The organism is Pseudarthrobacter xylosi (assembly GCF_055412765.1).
Map to the genome: position 1 here is coordinate 572,114 of NZ_JBVAYT010000002.1, position 14,876 is coordinate 586,989.

At 66.1% G+C, this 14,876-nt stretch carries 15 protein-coding genes and 1 riboswitch; of the genes, 9 read left to right on the forward strand and 6 right to left on the reverse strand.

The features are described from left to right. The first annotated feature begins 6 nt into the window (after positions 1-6). A complete protein-coding gene (hutI, locus tag ACZY1F_RS06600) occupies positions 7-1,218 on the forward strand; it encodes an imidazolonepropionase (RefSeq protein WP_463940959.1) in 1,212 nt (403 codons plus the stop codon). A gap of 111 nt (positions 1,219-1,329) precedes the next feature. Further along, positions 1,330-2,118 (forward strand): DeoR/GlpR family DNA-binding transcription regulator, encoded by a 789-nt coding sequence (locus tag ACZY1F_RS06605; RefSeq protein ID WP_463940961.1) that lies wholly within the window; start codon positions 1,330-1,332, stop codon positions 2,116-2,118. Between the two features lie 26 nt (positions 2,119-2,144). Here ACZY1F_RS06605 and ACZY1F_RS06610 read toward each other — a convergent pair whose 3' ends face one another. Further along, complete coding sequence (locus ACZY1F_RS06610) at positions 2,145-2,825, reverse strand: histidine phosphatase family protein (protein ID WP_463940962.1); 681 nt, start codon at positions 2,823-2,825, stop codon at positions 2,145-2,147. Positions 2,826-2,968: 143 nt separating this feature from the next. Between ACZY1F_RS06610 and ACZY1F_RS06615 the strand changes: the two genes are divergently transcribed. After that, positions 2,969-3,748 (forward strand): CPBP family intramembrane glutamic endopeptidase, encoded by a 780-nt coding sequence (locus tag ACZY1F_RS06615; protein ID WP_463940964.1) that lies wholly within the window; start codon positions 2,969-2,971, stop codon positions 3,746-3,748. A gap of 137 nt (positions 3,749-3,885) precedes the next feature. Here the strand turns inward: ACZY1F_RS06615 and ACZY1F_RS06620 are convergent, their stop codons facing one another. Continuing rightward, on the reverse strand, positions 3,886-4,524 hold the full coding sequence (locus ACZY1F_RS06620) for a VOC family protein (RefSeq protein WP_463940966.1): 639 nt from the start codon (positions 4,522-4,524) through the stop codon (positions 3,886-3,888). A gap of 205 nt (positions 4,525-4,729) precedes the next feature. Here ACZY1F_RS06620 and ACZY1F_RS06625 point away from each other — a divergent pair, with 205 nt between their 5' ends. Beyond that, positions 4,730-6,082 (forward strand): bifunctional o-acetylhomoserine/o-acetylserine sulfhydrylase, encoded by a 1,353-nt coding sequence (locus ACZY1F_RS06625; protein ID WP_463940967.1) that lies wholly within the window; start codon positions 4,730-4,732, stop codon positions 6,080-6,082. Between the two features lie 68 nt (positions 6,083-6,150). Then, positions 6,151-6,265: riboswitch (SAM riboswitch) on the forward strand. Positions 6,266-6,277: 12 nt separating this feature from the next. Continuing rightward, a complete protein-coding gene (gene metX, locus ACZY1F_RS06630) occupies positions 6,278-7,393 on the forward strand; it encodes a homoserine O-acetyltransferase MetX (protein WP_463940968.1) in 1,116 nt (371 codons plus the stop codon). Between the two features lie 84 nt (positions 7,394-7,477). Here metX and ACZY1F_RS06635 read toward each other — a convergent pair whose 3' ends face one another. From ACZY1F_RS06635 to ACZY1F_RS06645, 3 genes are read right to left on the reverse strand one after another with little or no spacing between them, the layout of a single operon-like run. Then, positions 7,478-8,008, reverse strand: coding sequence for a hypothetical protein (locus ACZY1F_RS06635; RefSeq protein ID WP_463940969.1), 531 nt, complete (start codon positions 8,006-8,008; stop codon positions 7,478-7,480). Positions 8,009-8,021: 13 nt separating this feature from the next. Then, positions 8,022-9,242, reverse strand: coding sequence for a winged helix DNA-binding domain-containing protein (locus tag ACZY1F_RS06640; protein ID WP_463940970.1), 1,221 nt, complete (start codon positions 9,240-9,242; stop codon positions 8,022-8,024). A 29-nt stretch (positions 9,243-9,271) separates the two neighbouring features. Further along, the gene (locus tag ACZY1F_RS06645) at positions 9,272-10,120 is read right to left on the reverse strand and encodes an SGNH/GDSL hydrolase family protein (protein ID WP_463941141.1); all 849 of its coding nucleotides are present in this window, start codon (positions 10,118-10,120) and stop codon (positions 9,272-9,274) included. 95 nt (positions 10,121-10,215) lie between these two features. On the opposite strand from ACZY1F_RS06645, the gene ACZY1F_RS06650 reads away from it, so the two are divergent. Beyond that, positions 10,216-10,866 (forward strand): alpha/beta hydrolase, encoded by a 651-nt coding sequence (locus ACZY1F_RS06650; protein WP_463940971.1) that lies wholly within the window; start codon positions 10,216-10,218, stop codon positions 10,864-10,866. Positions 10,867-10,937: 71 nt separating this feature from the next. Here the strand turns inward: ACZY1F_RS06650 and ACZY1F_RS06655 are convergent, their stop codons facing one another. After that, positions 10,938-11,171: an RNA-binding S4 domain-containing protein gene (locus ACZY1F_RS06655; protein ID WP_463940972.1), complete on the reverse strand. Its 234-nt coding sequence runs from the start codon at positions 11,169-11,171 to the stop codon at positions 10,938-10,940. Between the two features lie 33 nt (positions 11,172-11,204). Here ACZY1F_RS06655 and ACZY1F_RS06660 point away from each other — a divergent pair, with 33 nt between their 5' ends. From ACZY1F_RS06660 to ACZY1F_RS06670, 3 genes are all read left to right on the forward strand, one after another. Continuing rightward, entirely contained in the window at positions 11,205-12,203 is a 999-nt protein-coding gene (locus ACZY1F_RS06660; RefSeq protein WP_463940973.1) for a DMT family transporter, read from the forward strand. A gap of 173 nt (positions 12,204-12,376) precedes the next feature. Then, positions 12,377-13,762, forward strand: a complete 1,386-nt coding sequence (locus tag ACZY1F_RS06665) for a glycine--tRNA ligase (RefSeq protein WP_463940974.1) — start codon at positions 12,377-12,379, stop codon at positions 13,760-13,762. Between the two features lie 2 nt (positions 13,763-13,764). Then, complete coding sequence (locus tag ACZY1F_RS06670) at positions 13,765-14,793, forward strand: GNAT family N-acetyltransferase (protein ID WP_463940975.1); 1,029 nt, start codon at positions 13,765-13,767, stop codon at positions 14,791-14,793. The last annotated feature ends 83 nt before the right edge of the window (positions 14,794-14,876 follow it).

Sequence of the window (14,876 nt, forward strand, 5' to 3'; positions counted from 1 at the left end):
GAACCCATGAGCACCCTGATCACCAACATCGCCGAGCTGATGACCCAGGACCTGGACCACCGCGTCCTGAAGAAGGCCGCCGTGGTGATCGAGGGCGAACGGATTGCCTGGCTCGGTTCCGCCGCGGATGCGCCGGCGGCCGATGACGCCGTGGACGCCGGCGGCCGGGCCGTCTTGCCGGGCTGGGTGGATTCGCACACGCACCTGGTCTTCGCCGGCGACCGCACTGCGGAGTTCGAGGCGCGGATGGCCGGGGAGTCCTATTCGGCTGGTGGTATCGCCGTCACCATGGACGCCACGCGGCGCGCGTCCGATTTCGACCTCACCCGGCTGGCGATGGCGCGCGTGTCCGAAGCGGTGTCGCAGGGCACCACCTACCTCGAAACCAAGACCGGGTATGGACTGGATATTGAGCATGAGGCCCGGAGTGCCCGGATCGCCTCCACGGTCGCAGACGAAGTCACCTACCTGGGCGCCCACCTTGTCCCCGCGGGCACGGACGCGGAGTCCTACACAGATCTCGTCTGCGGGCCCATGCTTGACGCCGTCCGCCCGTACGTCCGGTGGGCGGACGTGTTCTGCGAGGAAGGCGCCTTCACTGCCGAGCAGTCCCGCCGTGTGCTGGCGGCGTGCCGGGCCGCCGGACTGGGGATCCGCGTCCACGGCAACCAGCTCGGCGAAGGTCCCGGTGTGCAGCTCGCGGTGGAACTCGGGGCAGCCAGCGTGGACCACGTGAACTACCTGTCTGCCCGTGACGTGGCGGCCCTGGCGGACAGCTGGTTCGGCTGGAACCCGGGAACCGGCACAGGGACCCGTGGCACCGTGGCAACCTGCCTCCCGGCCTGCGATCTCTCCACCCGGCAGCCGCTGGCCCCGGGGCGTGAACTGTTGGATGCCGGGGCGCAGGTGGCGCTGGCTTCCAACTGCAACCCGGGTACTTCGTACACCAGCTCCATGGCGTTCAACGTGGCGACGGCCGTGCTGCAGATGCGGCTCAGCGTCCACGAAGCGGTGCGTGCCGCCACGTATGGCGGCGCGCTGGCGCTGCACCGGGAGACAGGGCACGACGCCGACGGCGCACGGGCGGTGGGTTCGCTCGCCGTCGGGCACCGTGCTGACCTGCACATGCTCAACGCCCCCTCGGCAACGCATCTCGCCTACCGCCCGGGCATGCCGCTCACGTACGCCGTGTGGCGGGCCGGCGCGAGGGCACGCTAGCAGGGAACGCGCTTGGTGATCGTAAAGTGATCACTTGTGCCTGCTATGATCAAATCGCGTCATATTTGGTGACTGTTTGACGCTTTACTGATCGATGCTGAGAGGCCCCCCATGACCCGCACTGACCGCCTGACGGCCATCCTGGACATCCTGGCCAAGACCGGTCAGGTGGAGGTGGACGAAATTGTGACGCAGCTTGCGGTCTCGCCGGCCACGGCGCGGCGGGACCTGGACAGCCTGGCCAAGCGGCGGCTCCTGACCCGGACCAGGGGCGGGGCCACCACCGGGGCCTTGGCCTACGACCTCCCCGGGCGGTACAACCGTGACGACCACGCCGACGCCAAGGAACAGATTGCCCAGGCCGCCTCGGCACTGATTTTTCCCGGCGCGGTGATCGGGCTGTGCGGCGGCACCACCAGCACGGCGTTGGCGCAGATCCTCGCCACGCGCGAGGACCTCAATGCTCCCGCCCACCAGTCCACCCTGACGGTGGTCACCAATGCCATCAACATCGCTGCGCAGTTGGCTGTCCGGCCCAACATCAAAGTCATGGTGACCGGCGGCATCCTGAACCCACGCTCGTACGAACTGGTGGGACCGTACACCGACATCATCATGCAGAAGGTGGTCATGGACATTGCCTTTATCGGCGTGAACGGCATCGACCCCGAGGTCGGTCCCACCAACACGGGGGAGGGCGAGGCGTCCGTCAATGCCCTGCTGGCCAGCCGGGCCCGGATCTCCTATGTGCTGGCTGACTCCTCCAAGGTGGGTGTTCGCGCGTTCGCCACCATGGACGGCTACGCGTTCAACCGCCTGATCACCGACTCCGGTATCTCCGCCGAGGACAAAGCCGCGTTCGAAGCCAACGGCACCGAAGTGATTGTGGCCCCGCACTAAGCGCCCTAGGTGACCAGCCACAACCCCTAGAAGATCACTGGCGGCGCGTCCAGGACGGTCTCGTCCACCCGGCGGTCCACCCATTGGCTGAACGGTATATCGAGTTCGTACTTGCCCAGGTCGGTGCGGTGGAGGGTCCGCACGGCGGCGTTGTCCGGGTTGTTGAGGGATTCGAAATACTCCACGGACCAGTGGAACCAACGCATGCAGAACAGCCGCATGGTGAGCCCGTGGGTTACCAGCAAGGTGTTGGGGGCGTAGTCCGGTTTGGACCAGTGGCGGTAGAGCGTCTCCATAAAGGAAGAGATCCGGTCGTAAACGTCGGAGCCGGATTCCCCTTCCCGGAACCGGTAGAAGAAATGGCCGTAGGCGTTGCGGAGTTCCTTCTGGTCCTCGATGTCGCCGGTGATCTGGAAATTGGCCCAGTCCTGCTCACGGAGGCGCGGCTCTTCGATGACCCGTTCCGTGAGATCGCCAAGGTTGAGCGCCTCCAGTGTCTGGTGCGCCCGAAGGTAGGGGGAAACGTAGACGCAGACCTGGCGCCCGTCCAGCTCGCGGCGGATCCGTTCCCCGGCCGCCGTGGCCTGCGCCAGGCCCTGGGGCGTCAGCGGAATCCGGTAGTCCGGGACCCTGTTGTAGATGGACGTATCAACATTGGCCGCGGACTGGCCGTGCCGGATCATGAAGATTTTCCCTGGCGCGCTCATAAGCCCCAAGCATAGGTGCCCCACCCCGGACGCTCTCTCACTTTTGGTGCGTTTTTGGCGGACGCTCTCGCACTATTGATGAGTTCCGGCGAGCTGGCCACCCTAATCAGCGAAGAACCAGAAACTACAGGCAAGATGGAACCATGTTGGTTCCCTCCCGCCGTCGGCTGCGGATTGAAGTCTGGATTGTGCTGGGTCTTTCCCTGGGGCAGTCCGCCGTCTACTCGGTGGTGCAGCTGCTGGACAAGATGACGCGTGCACCGCTGGCCGAAGGCACGTCAACCCTGAACCGGTCACAGAGCCCGCGCGAATATTTCGACCTCACCTATCAGTTGCTCGACATTATTTTCGCCCTGGTGCCAGTGCTGCTGGTCATCTACTTCCTCACGGACCAGCGGCAATCCGGTGCCGGCGTGAGTGCCCACGGCAGTTCGGCCTTCCGGAAGCTGGGGTTCAACTTCGCCAGGCCGGGCCGTGACCTGCTACAGGGTTTTGGCCTCGCTGCCCTGATCGGGGTCCCGTCGCTGGGCCTTTACGCCGCGGGACGTGCCCTCGGGATCACCACCGCCATCATCCCCAGCGCACTCGACTCGTACTGGTGGACCGTTCCGGTCCTGATCCTGTCCGCGCTGCGGCACGCCGTGGTGGAGGAAGTCATCGTGGTGGGCTACCTCCTGGACCGATTCGGCAAGTTCGGCTGGAGCATGCCGCTGGCCATCTTCGCCAGCTCGATGCTCCGTGGCAGCTACCATCTGTACCAGGGCTTCGGGCCGTTCATCGGCAACGCCGTGATGGGGGTGGTGTTTGCTTGGCTCTATACAAAGACCAAGCGGGTGATGCCGCTGGTCATCGCGCATGCCCTGCTGGACATTGTTGCCTTCGTCGGCTTCAGCCTCTTTGGCCGGGCGGTGGGCCTGGGGTAAGACGGCTATGGTTCCCGTGCAGCACAGGTGTCTTCAGTCGGGTCCGGCTGCAAGTCAGACTTAAAAGAATTCGGCCGCCATCGGTGGGTGGCATCATTGGCACCCGCTGATGGCGGCCGAAGCTATTGAAGGTGCAATCAGATGGTGACTGCTCCGGAAGCGGTTTCGAAGGTCACTGACAGGATGCCCGGGGTTCCATGCGGAGCCACCCAGTCAACAGCTACATCCTCCAACGGCTTCTCGACGGGCTCACCCAGCCATTCCGTCACGCGTTCAGCGGAACCGGCTATGGTCAGGCAGCTCATCTTAACGTGGCTCTCATAGGCGTTGGACGGGTGGAGGGCGGGGTCGCCCTCCCACTTGAGCATGTACGGGACCTGGGGGTCCGCGATCAGGCCCAGGATGCCGATCTGCTTCCAGACCAGCTCGCGGCCGTCCGGGAACTTGCGGTTGCCGTTGACGGCGGCACGGCCCAGGCGGTTTTCAAACGGAGCGAGGTCGTCCACTTCGACGCACCAGCCCATCCAGCCGCCGCCGGCTTCGGACCGCGCCCGGACAGCCTGCCCGAAGGGAGCCTTGTCCGATGCCGGGTGGTTGAGAACCTCCACCACTTCCAGATACTTGTGGCCGGCTAGGGGAATAATCATGTTCCGGGTTCCAAACCGGGGGTGCACGCCACCCTTCACGGCTTCAACGCCGAGGGCGGACGAAATACGTTCGGTGGTGGCAACTAGGCCATCTTGTTCACAGGCGTAAGAGACGTGATCCATGCGCATGCCCTCATCTTGGCACTTTGTGATCCGGCTCTCAGCTAAGGGTAGCCTTACCGGAATCTGTCGCGTCACGAGTGGACATTCCGCAGGAAAGCAGGGCGAAGAAGCGGCCGGCTGACCACGTTCGTCACAATCCTGTTCCCGTCAGGGAAAGTCTTCCTACACTGAACGCAACCGAGCAGTGCCACGCCACGTCAAGGAGCATTGAATGTCGAACGGATGGTCTTTCGAAACCCGCCAGATCCACGCAGGCCAGGAACCGGACAGCGCCACCGGCGCGCGGGCGCTCCCGATTTACCAGACGACGTCGTTCGTCTTCCCGAGTGCCGAAAGTGCCGCCAACCGGTTTGCCCTCGCCGAGCTCGCACCGATCTACACCCGCATCGGCAACCCCACACAGGATGCTGTGGAGCAGCGGATTGCCAGCCTGGAGGGCGGGCTCGCGGCATTGCTGCTGAGCTCGGGACAGGCCGCTGAAACGTTTGCCATCCTGAACATCGCCGAAGCCGGTGACCACGTCGTGGCCAGCCCCAGCCTCTACGGCGGGACGTATAACCTCTTGGCGCACACCCTCAAGAAGTTCGGCATTTCCGTTACGTTCGTGGCCGACCCTGACAACCTGGACCATTGGCGCGACGCCGTCCAGCCCAATACCAAGCTCTTCTTCGCCGAAGTGGTCTCCAACCCCCGCCAGGACGTGCTGGACATCGAGGGTGTGTCCCGGACCGCCCACAACGCCGGCGTGCCCCTCGTGGTGGACAACACCCTCTCCACGCCCTACCTCATCCGCCCGCTCGAATGGGGCGCCGACATTGTGGTCCACTCCGCCACCAAGTACCTCGGCGGGCACGGCTCGGCCATTGCCGGCGTGATTGTGGACTCCGGCAATTTCGATTTCGGCGCGGACCCGGAACGTTTCCCGGGCTTCAACACCCCGGACCCCACCTACAACGGGCTGGTCTACGCCCGTGACCTCGGGGCAGACGGAGCCCTCGGCGCCAACCTGTCCTACATCCTGAAAGCCCGGGTCCAGCTGCTGCGCGACCTCGGCTCGGCCGTGTCACCCTTCAACGCCTTCCTGATCGCCCAGGGCCTGGAGACGCTGAGCCTGCGGGTGGAGCGGCACGTGGCCAACGCCGTCGACGTCGCCCAGTGGCTTGAGGCAAGGGACGACGTCGAATCCGTCGCCTATGCGGGGCTGCCCTCCAGCCCATGGTACGAGCGCGGCCGCAAATACGGCCCCAAGGGCACCGGTGCGGTGGTGGCGTTCAACCTGGCCGGGGGCGCAGAGGCAGGGAAGCGCTTCGTGGATGCCCTGGAGCTGCACTCCCATGTGGCCAACATCGGGGACGTCCGTTCACTGGTCATCCACCCGGCATCAACCACGCACAGCCAGCTCTCGCCCGAGCAGCAGGCTATCGCCGGGGTCACCCCGGGACTCGTCCGTTTGTCTGTGGGCATCGAACACATCGATGACATTCTCGCCGACCTTGAGGCCGGGTTCCGGGCGGCGAAGGGCACGGCGGAACCTGACAAAGACGCGGCAAGCCAGCAGCAGTAGGGCTCCCGCGAAGTCACAACCAGTCACACGCTTAGCGATAGGCCGGGGCTGTTCGTACACTCGAAGCAGGTCATGAGTGCCAGCGACAGCCCCGGCTTGCTGGCCGGCAACCCTCTTTTGCGGCGGGGTGCCCCGGGTGAGGACCTGGCCTGCCGGTCAATTGACGGTGGGCAAGCGCACAGAAAAGGTCCTTCCATGACGATTACCATTTCCCGTACTGCAGCACCCGGAAACGGCGTGGTCCGTTACGCCAGCATTGGTGGCCTCGAGCTCGAAGCCGGCGGTTACCTCCCGGACGTCACCCTTGGCTATGAAACGTGGGGAACCCTCAACGCGGACGGCTCCAACGCGGTCCTGATTGAGCACGCCCTGACCGGCAGTACGCACGTGACACGCGGCGACAGTGACGAGCCCGGCTGGTGGGAACAGCTGGCCGGACCCGGGGCGCCGGTGGACACGGACCGGTTCTTTGTGGTCTCCATCAACATAGTGGGTGGCTGTTACGGCTCCACCGGGCCGTCCTCGGTTGCCCCGGACGGCAAGCCGTGGGGGTCACGGTTCCCACTGGTAACACTGCGGGACACCACGGCGGCTGAGGCCAGGCTGGCTGACCAGCTGGGTATCCCCAGCTGGTACGCCGCGCTGGGCGGATCCATGGGCGGCGCGCGGGCGCTGGAATGGGCGGTCACTTACCCGGAACGGGTCCAGCGGTGCGCCATTATCTCGATCGGTGCCGCCAGCACGGCCGAACAGATCGCATTCGCCCAGGCTCAGACGCTCGCCATCCGCCAGGACAGCAATTTTAACGACGGCGACTACTATGGCGGTCCGCTGCCGGAGGACGGACTGGCCCTGGCGCGCCGCATTGCGCACATTACCTACCGCTCCGCCGAGGAATTCGATGGCCGCTTCGGCCGTGCGGCCCAGCACCCGGAATCGCCGCTCCAGGCGGCAGCGCTGGGGGAGCGGGGCCGCTACCAGGTGGAAAGCTACCTGGACCACCAGGGCAAAAAGCTGGTGCGGCGTTTTGATGCCAACAGCTACATCGCCATCACCGATGCCCTGATGAGCCACGACGTCTGCCGCGGGCGGGGTTCCCTCAACGAGGCCCTGGGCCGTGCCACCGCCCGGTTTTTCGTGGCTGCGGTGGACAGCGACCGGCTGTACTTCCCGTCCCAGTCACGTGAGCTGGCTGACGCGCTCCCGGGTAACGTGGATGTGCACGTTATCGAGGCTCCGATCGGCCACGACGGCTTCCTGACCGAGATCGGCCAGCTCGGCGTCCAGCTCCGGAACACCTTCCTGGTCTAAGCGCGAGCCCCTGCCCTTAAGCGCGAGAGGACACTTGTGGCCCTCTTGGGTCCGGGGCCACAAATGTCCTCTCGCGCTAGGCGTTCAGCCGTTCATGATGTCGGAGCGGCGCTTCATGTAGTCCTCCATGGCCAGCTCGCCGTTGCTGTACTGCTGGTCGAGTTCGGCCAATTTCCGGGCGCGGTACCCCTGCGGGCCCGACGGCGGCAGGGGAATGCCGGGGGCGGCAGGCTGCTGCGGTGCTTCCGCGCGCTGCTCCGGCGCCGGCTGGCCGTCAGGTTGCGGCTGGCCATACGGCGGGAACTGCTGGTCCGCGGACGGCATCGGCTGCATGGGCGGCAGCGGCTGGCTCGGCGGCAGGGGCTGCGGGCTCATGATCTCGCGGTAGCCGCCGCTCATGTAGTCCTGCTGCGTGTAGCCGTCACGGGGCTGCTTGCTCTGCGGCCCCGGGTACTGTTCGCTGCCCGGGTACTGCCCGCCGCCTGGAAACTGCTCGGGGTAGCGCCCGGAAAAGCTCTGGTCCTGGTTCCGTTTGTTCACGGATTTCCGGTACATCCGCATCGCCATCGGTACCACGAACGACAGAATGATGATCCAGAAAAACAAGCTGTTCACGGTGTAGCGCCTCTCATATGTGTCCTTCCAGCTTAACCCCGGCGCCCACACGGACGGACGGGATCCCCAGGAAGGCCCCGTACCGGTCCACGGCGTCCTGCACGGCGGCGTCCAGAGCCGGGTCCGCGCCAGCGAACAGACGGATATCCAGCTCACAGCGGCCGGCGAACATGGTGTGCCTCCAGCAGCCGGCCATCCGCCCGTCGAGCAGCACCACATGAATCGGCGCCCCGGCCACCGGAAACGCCGGGGCGGTGCCTCCCAGATAATGCCGCGTGGCTGAATAGCCCATCACGTATTCGTCGTAGCACTGGATCAGGTCGATCCGCGGTCCTGCCGCTGACGTGGCATCGCCGCCGTCCGCCGGGGCGTCGAAATAATGCACGACGCCGTCGATCACCACCGTCGCCAGCGTCTCGGGAGCCGCCGCCAGGGACTGTTGAAGGCCGAGCCGCACGTCGGCCATGGTGAGTCCGGACCAGTCGGCGCAGTCCTTGACCGTGGCCGGCCCGCGGCTCGTGAAGTAGCGCCGGACGAGTTCGCCGAGCGCTTCGGCCCGGGTGGGCGGCATGGCCGGGCCGGGAGGAACGCGCTCGTCAAAGAGGGCGTAGGTCTGCTTCAGGGCACCACCCCGGCTGTGTACCGGCGTCCCGCTGGCCAGGACACCGCCGATCTCGGCGTGCATGATCAGGTAGGCCAGCCCGAAGCCGGTGGCCGCGAACCCTTCGTCCTGAAGCCGCACGGCCAGCTGTTCCCGGGTCAGGTGCCGCCCGCCCCGGACGGCTTCGGCCAGGACCTGCCCGCTCCGGTCAGCGGCGTCGGCATCAATCCCGGTCCGCCGGTACATGCCGGCGTTGCCCTGGTGAAGCCGCGGCGCGGACAATGCCGTCAGCCAGCGAAGGTCCTCCCGATGCACAAAATGCCAGGTAGGCCGCAGGATATGGGTGCGCAGGATGAGTCCGTCGGACACCGCCTGCTCCACGTCCATGGCAGTGGGCACGTGAGCAGCGGCAGCGCCACGATCAGCGGAGGCCTTGGACGCAGAACCAAGGCCGGTCCGTTGCGCCAGGCTCCAGCGGGCGTAAGGGAACTCCTGCGCCTGGACAGCCAGGAGGTGCCGGACGGCGTCCGCCGGGGAGTCCAATCCGGGCCCGCGCAGTTGTTGGGCGTGAAGCCGCCGCCGCACGACCTCATCCGGATCCATGGCCGTCCGGGGCAGCTGTCCGTGTGTCACGCCGGGCCGCCGCTCACGCCGCGGCACCCCTAGCGCCGGGCGTCGGTGGTGCCCAGCGGCCCCTCGCCGGAACCCAACGGAACGCCCGGGCCGAACACGGGGCCCGGCGTCGGACGTTTTGCGGTGATTCCGTCGCCGGAGGAACGCTTGCGCAACCGCCGCACCACCCACGGGACGAAATACTCACGGGCCCACACCAGGTCTTCGGAGCGGGCTGCCCGCCAGGTGCGGACCGGCACCGGCTTGGGCCGTAGCGGTTCGAGCGTGTGGTTCACGTTAAGCGATTCCAGCACCATGGCGGCGATGGTGTGGTGTCCCAACGGCGAAAAATGCAGGCGGTCCTCGCCCCACATCTGCGGATCGTTCAGCTGCTTGAGCGACCACATGTCGGCGATGATGGCATCATGGCGGGCCGCCACGGTGCGCAGGTTCTCGTTGTAGATCGCTACCTTGCTGCGGATCCGTCCCAAAACCGAGGAACCGGTATCCGGACCGTTGAACAGCACCACCGTGGCGCCGCCCATGGCCAGGATCTGGACCACTGAATCAAGTTTTTCGGCGAGGGCGTCGGGGTCGCCGCCGGGCCTGATGAGATCGTTGCCGCCGGCGGACAGGGTGACCAGGTCCGGTTTAAGGGACAGGCACGGGGCAAGCTGCTGGTCCACGATCTGTTGAAGGAGCCGGCCGCGGACGGCCAGGTTGGCGTAGGCGAAGTCTGCCTGGCCCCGGCCCAGTTCCTCGGCCACACGGTCTGCCCAGCCACGGAAACCGCCGGGGCTGGTTGGGTCCGGGTCGCCGATGCCCTCCGTGAACGAATCTCCCATCGCTACGTAGCGGCTCCAGGGGTGGGCTTCCGTGGCCGTGGGCGGACTCTGCATGGCTTTCACGTCATTCACGGTCCTATCCTGCCTCTTCCCTCACAAGCTACGCCACCGTAGGTAGTTACCACCGGGTAGCTGTAAGAATGGAAACCATGACTGACGCCGAAGTATTTCCCGCCCCTGTTGTCCTGTGGTCCCGGCCGGAGGACCAGCGCTCCGGAAAGCCGCTGCTGGTGCTGCTGCACGGCTACGGCGCCAACGAGCAGGACTTGCTGAGCCTGGCGGATATGCTTCCCGAGGATTTTGTTGTTGCCTCACTCCGGGCGCCCCTTGTTACCGGCCCCGGATTTATGTGGTTCCCCCTGACGGCCTCCATCGAATACACGCTCGGTGCCGTCAAAGCCGCAGCCGTGTACGTGCAGGACTGGATTGACACCGTCAAAGCCGACCACCCGACGGTGACGCTGCTCGGCTTTTCCATGGGAATGGCCATGGCCACCACGCTGCTCCGGCAGCGCCCCGCTGGCTATGCCGCCGTCGTAGGGCTTTCAGGTTTTGTGGTCAACGCGGACGGCGACCCCACCTTCAAGGATGGCGAACTGGACGGCACAGTGCCGCTCTTCTGGGGCCGGGACCAGCAGGACCCCGTGATCACCGCGGACAAAATCGAGTACACCATGGGCTGGGTGCGTGGGCACGTCAAGCTCACCAAGGTGCTCTACGCGGGCATGTGGCACGGCATCAACCAGCAGGAAATCGGGCACGTCTCCGAGTTCCTGACGCACGAGGTGCTGAACAAATAAACGTACGACGGCGGCCGGCGCCACAGTGCCGCCGGCCGCTGATGTTGTACTCGCCGAGTCAGGCCCGAGGATCAGGCTTCGGGGGCCACGACCTTGACGGTCTGCCCGTTGGCGGTGACGGTATCGCCGTTGTGCAGCTGGCGTCCGCGGCGGTCCTCGATCTCGCCGTTGACCTTGACGAGTCCGTTCTTGATCAGCTCAGCGGCCTCCACGCCGTCCTCCACCAGGCTGGCGAGCTTCAGGAGCTGGCCGAGCCGGATCATGCTGTCGCGGATGGGGATCTCTTGAATGTCCTGGTTGCTCATACAAGTAATAATGCCTGACGGAAGGTGAATCCAATGACCCACACCCCACGGCTGCCGCGGTTCGCGGGGCTCCCGCTGGCCGTCGGTGCGGGGCTGGCAATTCCGGTCCAGGGCCGGATCAACGGCGCCCTGGGCGTCCGGCTCAACGACGGCATCGCCGCGGCCGTGGTGGGGTTCAGTACCGGCCTGGTAGTGATGATCCTGATCTCCCTGATCTTGCCCAGCGGCCGTGCCGGCCTGGCCAGGATCCTGCCGGCGGTCCGGACCCGGGCGTTCCCGCCCGCGTATGTGCTGGCAGGCGGCATCGGTGCCCTTTTTGTCTTCGCGCAGTCCTTCACAGTGGGCATCCTGGGCGTTGCGCTGTTTACCGTCGCCGCCGTGACCGGGCAAACGCTGAGCGGGCTGTTGGTGGACCGGCTGGGCATCGGGCCTGCCGGCAAGAGGGCCGTGACTCCCATGCGGGTCATTGGCTGCGTGCTGACGGTTGCCGCCGTCGCCTGGGCGGTTTCGCCGCGGCTGGCCGGCTCGCCGGGTTCCCCGGGCGCTTCTGCTGGGGGCGGCGGAGGGGTGGAGACCTTGATCTTGCCGTTGATCCTCCCTGTCCTGGCGGGGTTCCTGATGAGCTTTCAACAGGCCATGAACGGGACGGCAACGGTCCACTACGGGTCGCCGATCGCAGCCACGCTGGTGAACTTCGTGGCCGGCGCGGTGTTCCTGTGGATTGCCTTGGCCATCAAGGTGGCTGCGTTTGGGCCGGGCAATCCCTTGCCGGCCGAGTGGTGGTACTACCTGGGCGGGCCCATGGGCTGCGTGTTCATCGGCCTGGGTGCGCTGCTGGTGCGCAGCCTGGGAGTGCTGGTGACCGGGCTCGGCATGATCGCCGGACAGCTTTTGGGCTCGCTGGGGCTGGACCTCCTGGTGCCGGCCCCCGGGAGCATCGTGGCCCCGGCCACCGTCCTGGGCACAATGCTTACCCTGGCGGCCATCATCCTGGCCACACTGCCGTGGCCGCGGGGAGCCTTCCGGAGGTAAGCGCCTTCGCCGGGCGCCTTCCCGAGGCAGCGGCCGGTAGGCTAGGACACGCAGTTCTCTGCATCTTGTTCCTTCGCCCGCCCCGCCCGCACCCAGCGGTGACGCACGCACGTGCAGCGGGGCCAGATACCCGCGGACCGCACCCAGCGGCCCTGTAGAAATTGGAGTCCACCATGGCAGCAAAATCCGTACTCGACCAGGTCATTTCCCTTTCCAAACGAAGGGGTTTTGTGTTCCAGGCCGGTGAAATCTATGGAGGCTCGCGCTCTGCCTGGGACTACGGACCCCTCGGCGCTGAGCTGAAGGAAAACATCAAGCGCCAGTGGTGGCAGTCCATGGTCCGCGGCCGCGAGGACGTGGTGGGCCTGGATTCCTCAGTCATCCTGCCCCGCCAGGTATGGGAGGCCTCCGGGCACGTTGACGTCTTCTCGGACCCGCTCGTTGAGTGCCTTTCCTGCCACAAGCGGTACCGTGCGGACCACCTCGAGGAAGAGTACGAGGAAAAGAAGGGCCGCCCCGCCGAGAACGGCCTCAAGGACATTGCCTGCGTCAACTGCGGCACCCGCGGCGAATGGACCGAACCCCAGGAATTCTCCGGCCTGCTCAAGACCTTCCTCGGCCCGGTGGCCAACGAGGAAGGCATGCACTACCTGCGCCCGGAAACGGCCCAGGGCATTTTTGTGAACTTCAGCAACGTCCTCACCACATCCCGCAAGAAGCCGCCGTTCGGCATCGGCCAGATCGGCAAGTCCTTCCGCAACGAGATCACGCCCGGCAACTTCATCTTCCGCACCCGTGAGTTCGAGCAGATGGAAATGGAATTCTTCGTTGAGCCTGGCACGGATGAAGACTGGCACCAGTACTGGATGAAGGAGCGTATGTCCTGGTACACCGGCCTGGGCATCCGTGAGGAGAACCTGCGTTTCTTCGAACACCCGCTGGAAAAGCTGAGCCACTACTCCAAGGGCACCACGGACATCGAATACCGCTTCGGCTTCCAGGGTTCCGAATGGGGCGAGCTCGAAGGCATCGCCAACCGCACCGACTTTGACCTCTCCACGCACTCCAAGGCTTCCGGCCAGGACCTGAGCTACTTCAACCAGGCCACCAACGAGCGCTACACCCCGTACGTGATCGAGCCGGCCGCCGGCCTGACCCGTTCCTTCATGGCGTTCCTGGTGGATGCGTACACCGAAGACGAGGCACCCAACGCCAAGGGCGGCGTCGACGTCCGTACCGTCCTGCGCCTTGACCCGCGCCTGGCTCCCGTCAAGGCTGCGGTGCTGCCGCTGAGCCGCAACGAGGACCTCTCGCCGAAGGCCAAGGACCTGGGCGCGCAGCTGCGTAAGAACTGGAACATCGACTTCGACGACGCCGGCGCGATCGGCCGCCGCTACCGCCGCCAGGATGAGATCGGCACCCCGTTCTGCATCACCGTGGACTTCGACACCCTCGAGGACCAGGCCGTGACCATCCGCGAACGCGACACCATGAGCCAGGAACGCGTCTCGCTGGACAAGGTGGAAGGCTACCTGGCCGCCCGCCTGATCGGCGCCTGAGCATGGCCATCGAATACCGCGAATGGCTTGAGGGCGATGACCTGACACTGCTGGAAGTCTGGGGCGGCCCGGAGACCGAACAGGCCCGGCAGTTCCGCGGCGCCTTGGCCGTCTCCTCGGCCGGTACGGACGGCACCCCGTGGCGCCGCTGCATCGTGGCCGAGGACGTCGTTGACGGCGTCGGCATTCCGGTGGCGGCGGGCGTCGTCTACGAAGCCTCGCTGCACCCGGAGCGGCTGTGGACCTACATCGAGGTGGCGCGCGATCACCGCCGCGCCGGCATCGGTGCCACGCTACTGACCATGCTGCGCCGCGAAGCCGAGCAGGCGCCGTCGGGCGCTACCAGGCTCCGCGCGAAGGTGCAGCCAGGCACTCCCGGCGCCGCGTTCGCTGAGGCGTTCGGGCTCGCGCCCATCCAGCGTTCCCGCCTCGTGGTGGTGGAGCCGGGAGCCCTGAAACTGCCGGTGTTCCCTGCGAAGAACGACGGCGGCGGGCTGGCCAACGACGAAAACGCCGGTTCCGACGTCGTGATGGACCTCGCTACCGGCTCGGTTGAGCTGACAGACGTTGTGGGGCGGTACTACACGTCGATCCACGGCTGGGATTCGCCGGGTGTGCTGTCGGTGGGGCAGGTCCAGAAGCTGTTCCTGGATGACCTCACCGGCGCTCACGGTGCGCTTGTGCTGCGCGCCGAGCCCGGATCCGCCTTCGGCGCCGGGGTTTCGCCCAGCAAGAAGGGCCGGATCCGCGCCTTTGCGGTGAGCTATGCGGAAGCGGCTCAGGACCCGGCGGCGGACGCCTCGGCCCAGGGCGCCAAGGCCACGGATGTGTTTGTCGGCCACGAACCCGCGTTGGCAGCGGAGGACGCCGCAGCCGCGGTCCGTGATCTGCTCTCGCTCCTCGCGTACCAGCACCCGGTGATGCTGGAACTGGACGATTCGATGGCCGCGCTGCGCGCCGCCGTCGAGCCCTTGCTGGAATCCGGCAAGGCTCGCCAGGCCGGCGCTGACACGCTGGTCGTCTCGGACTGACGCACAGCCCCTCCCAACTGGGTCGCAGCAGGTGTCGTTTTGAGCGCTCATAACGACACCTTCTGCGACCCAGTTTTGGTCGG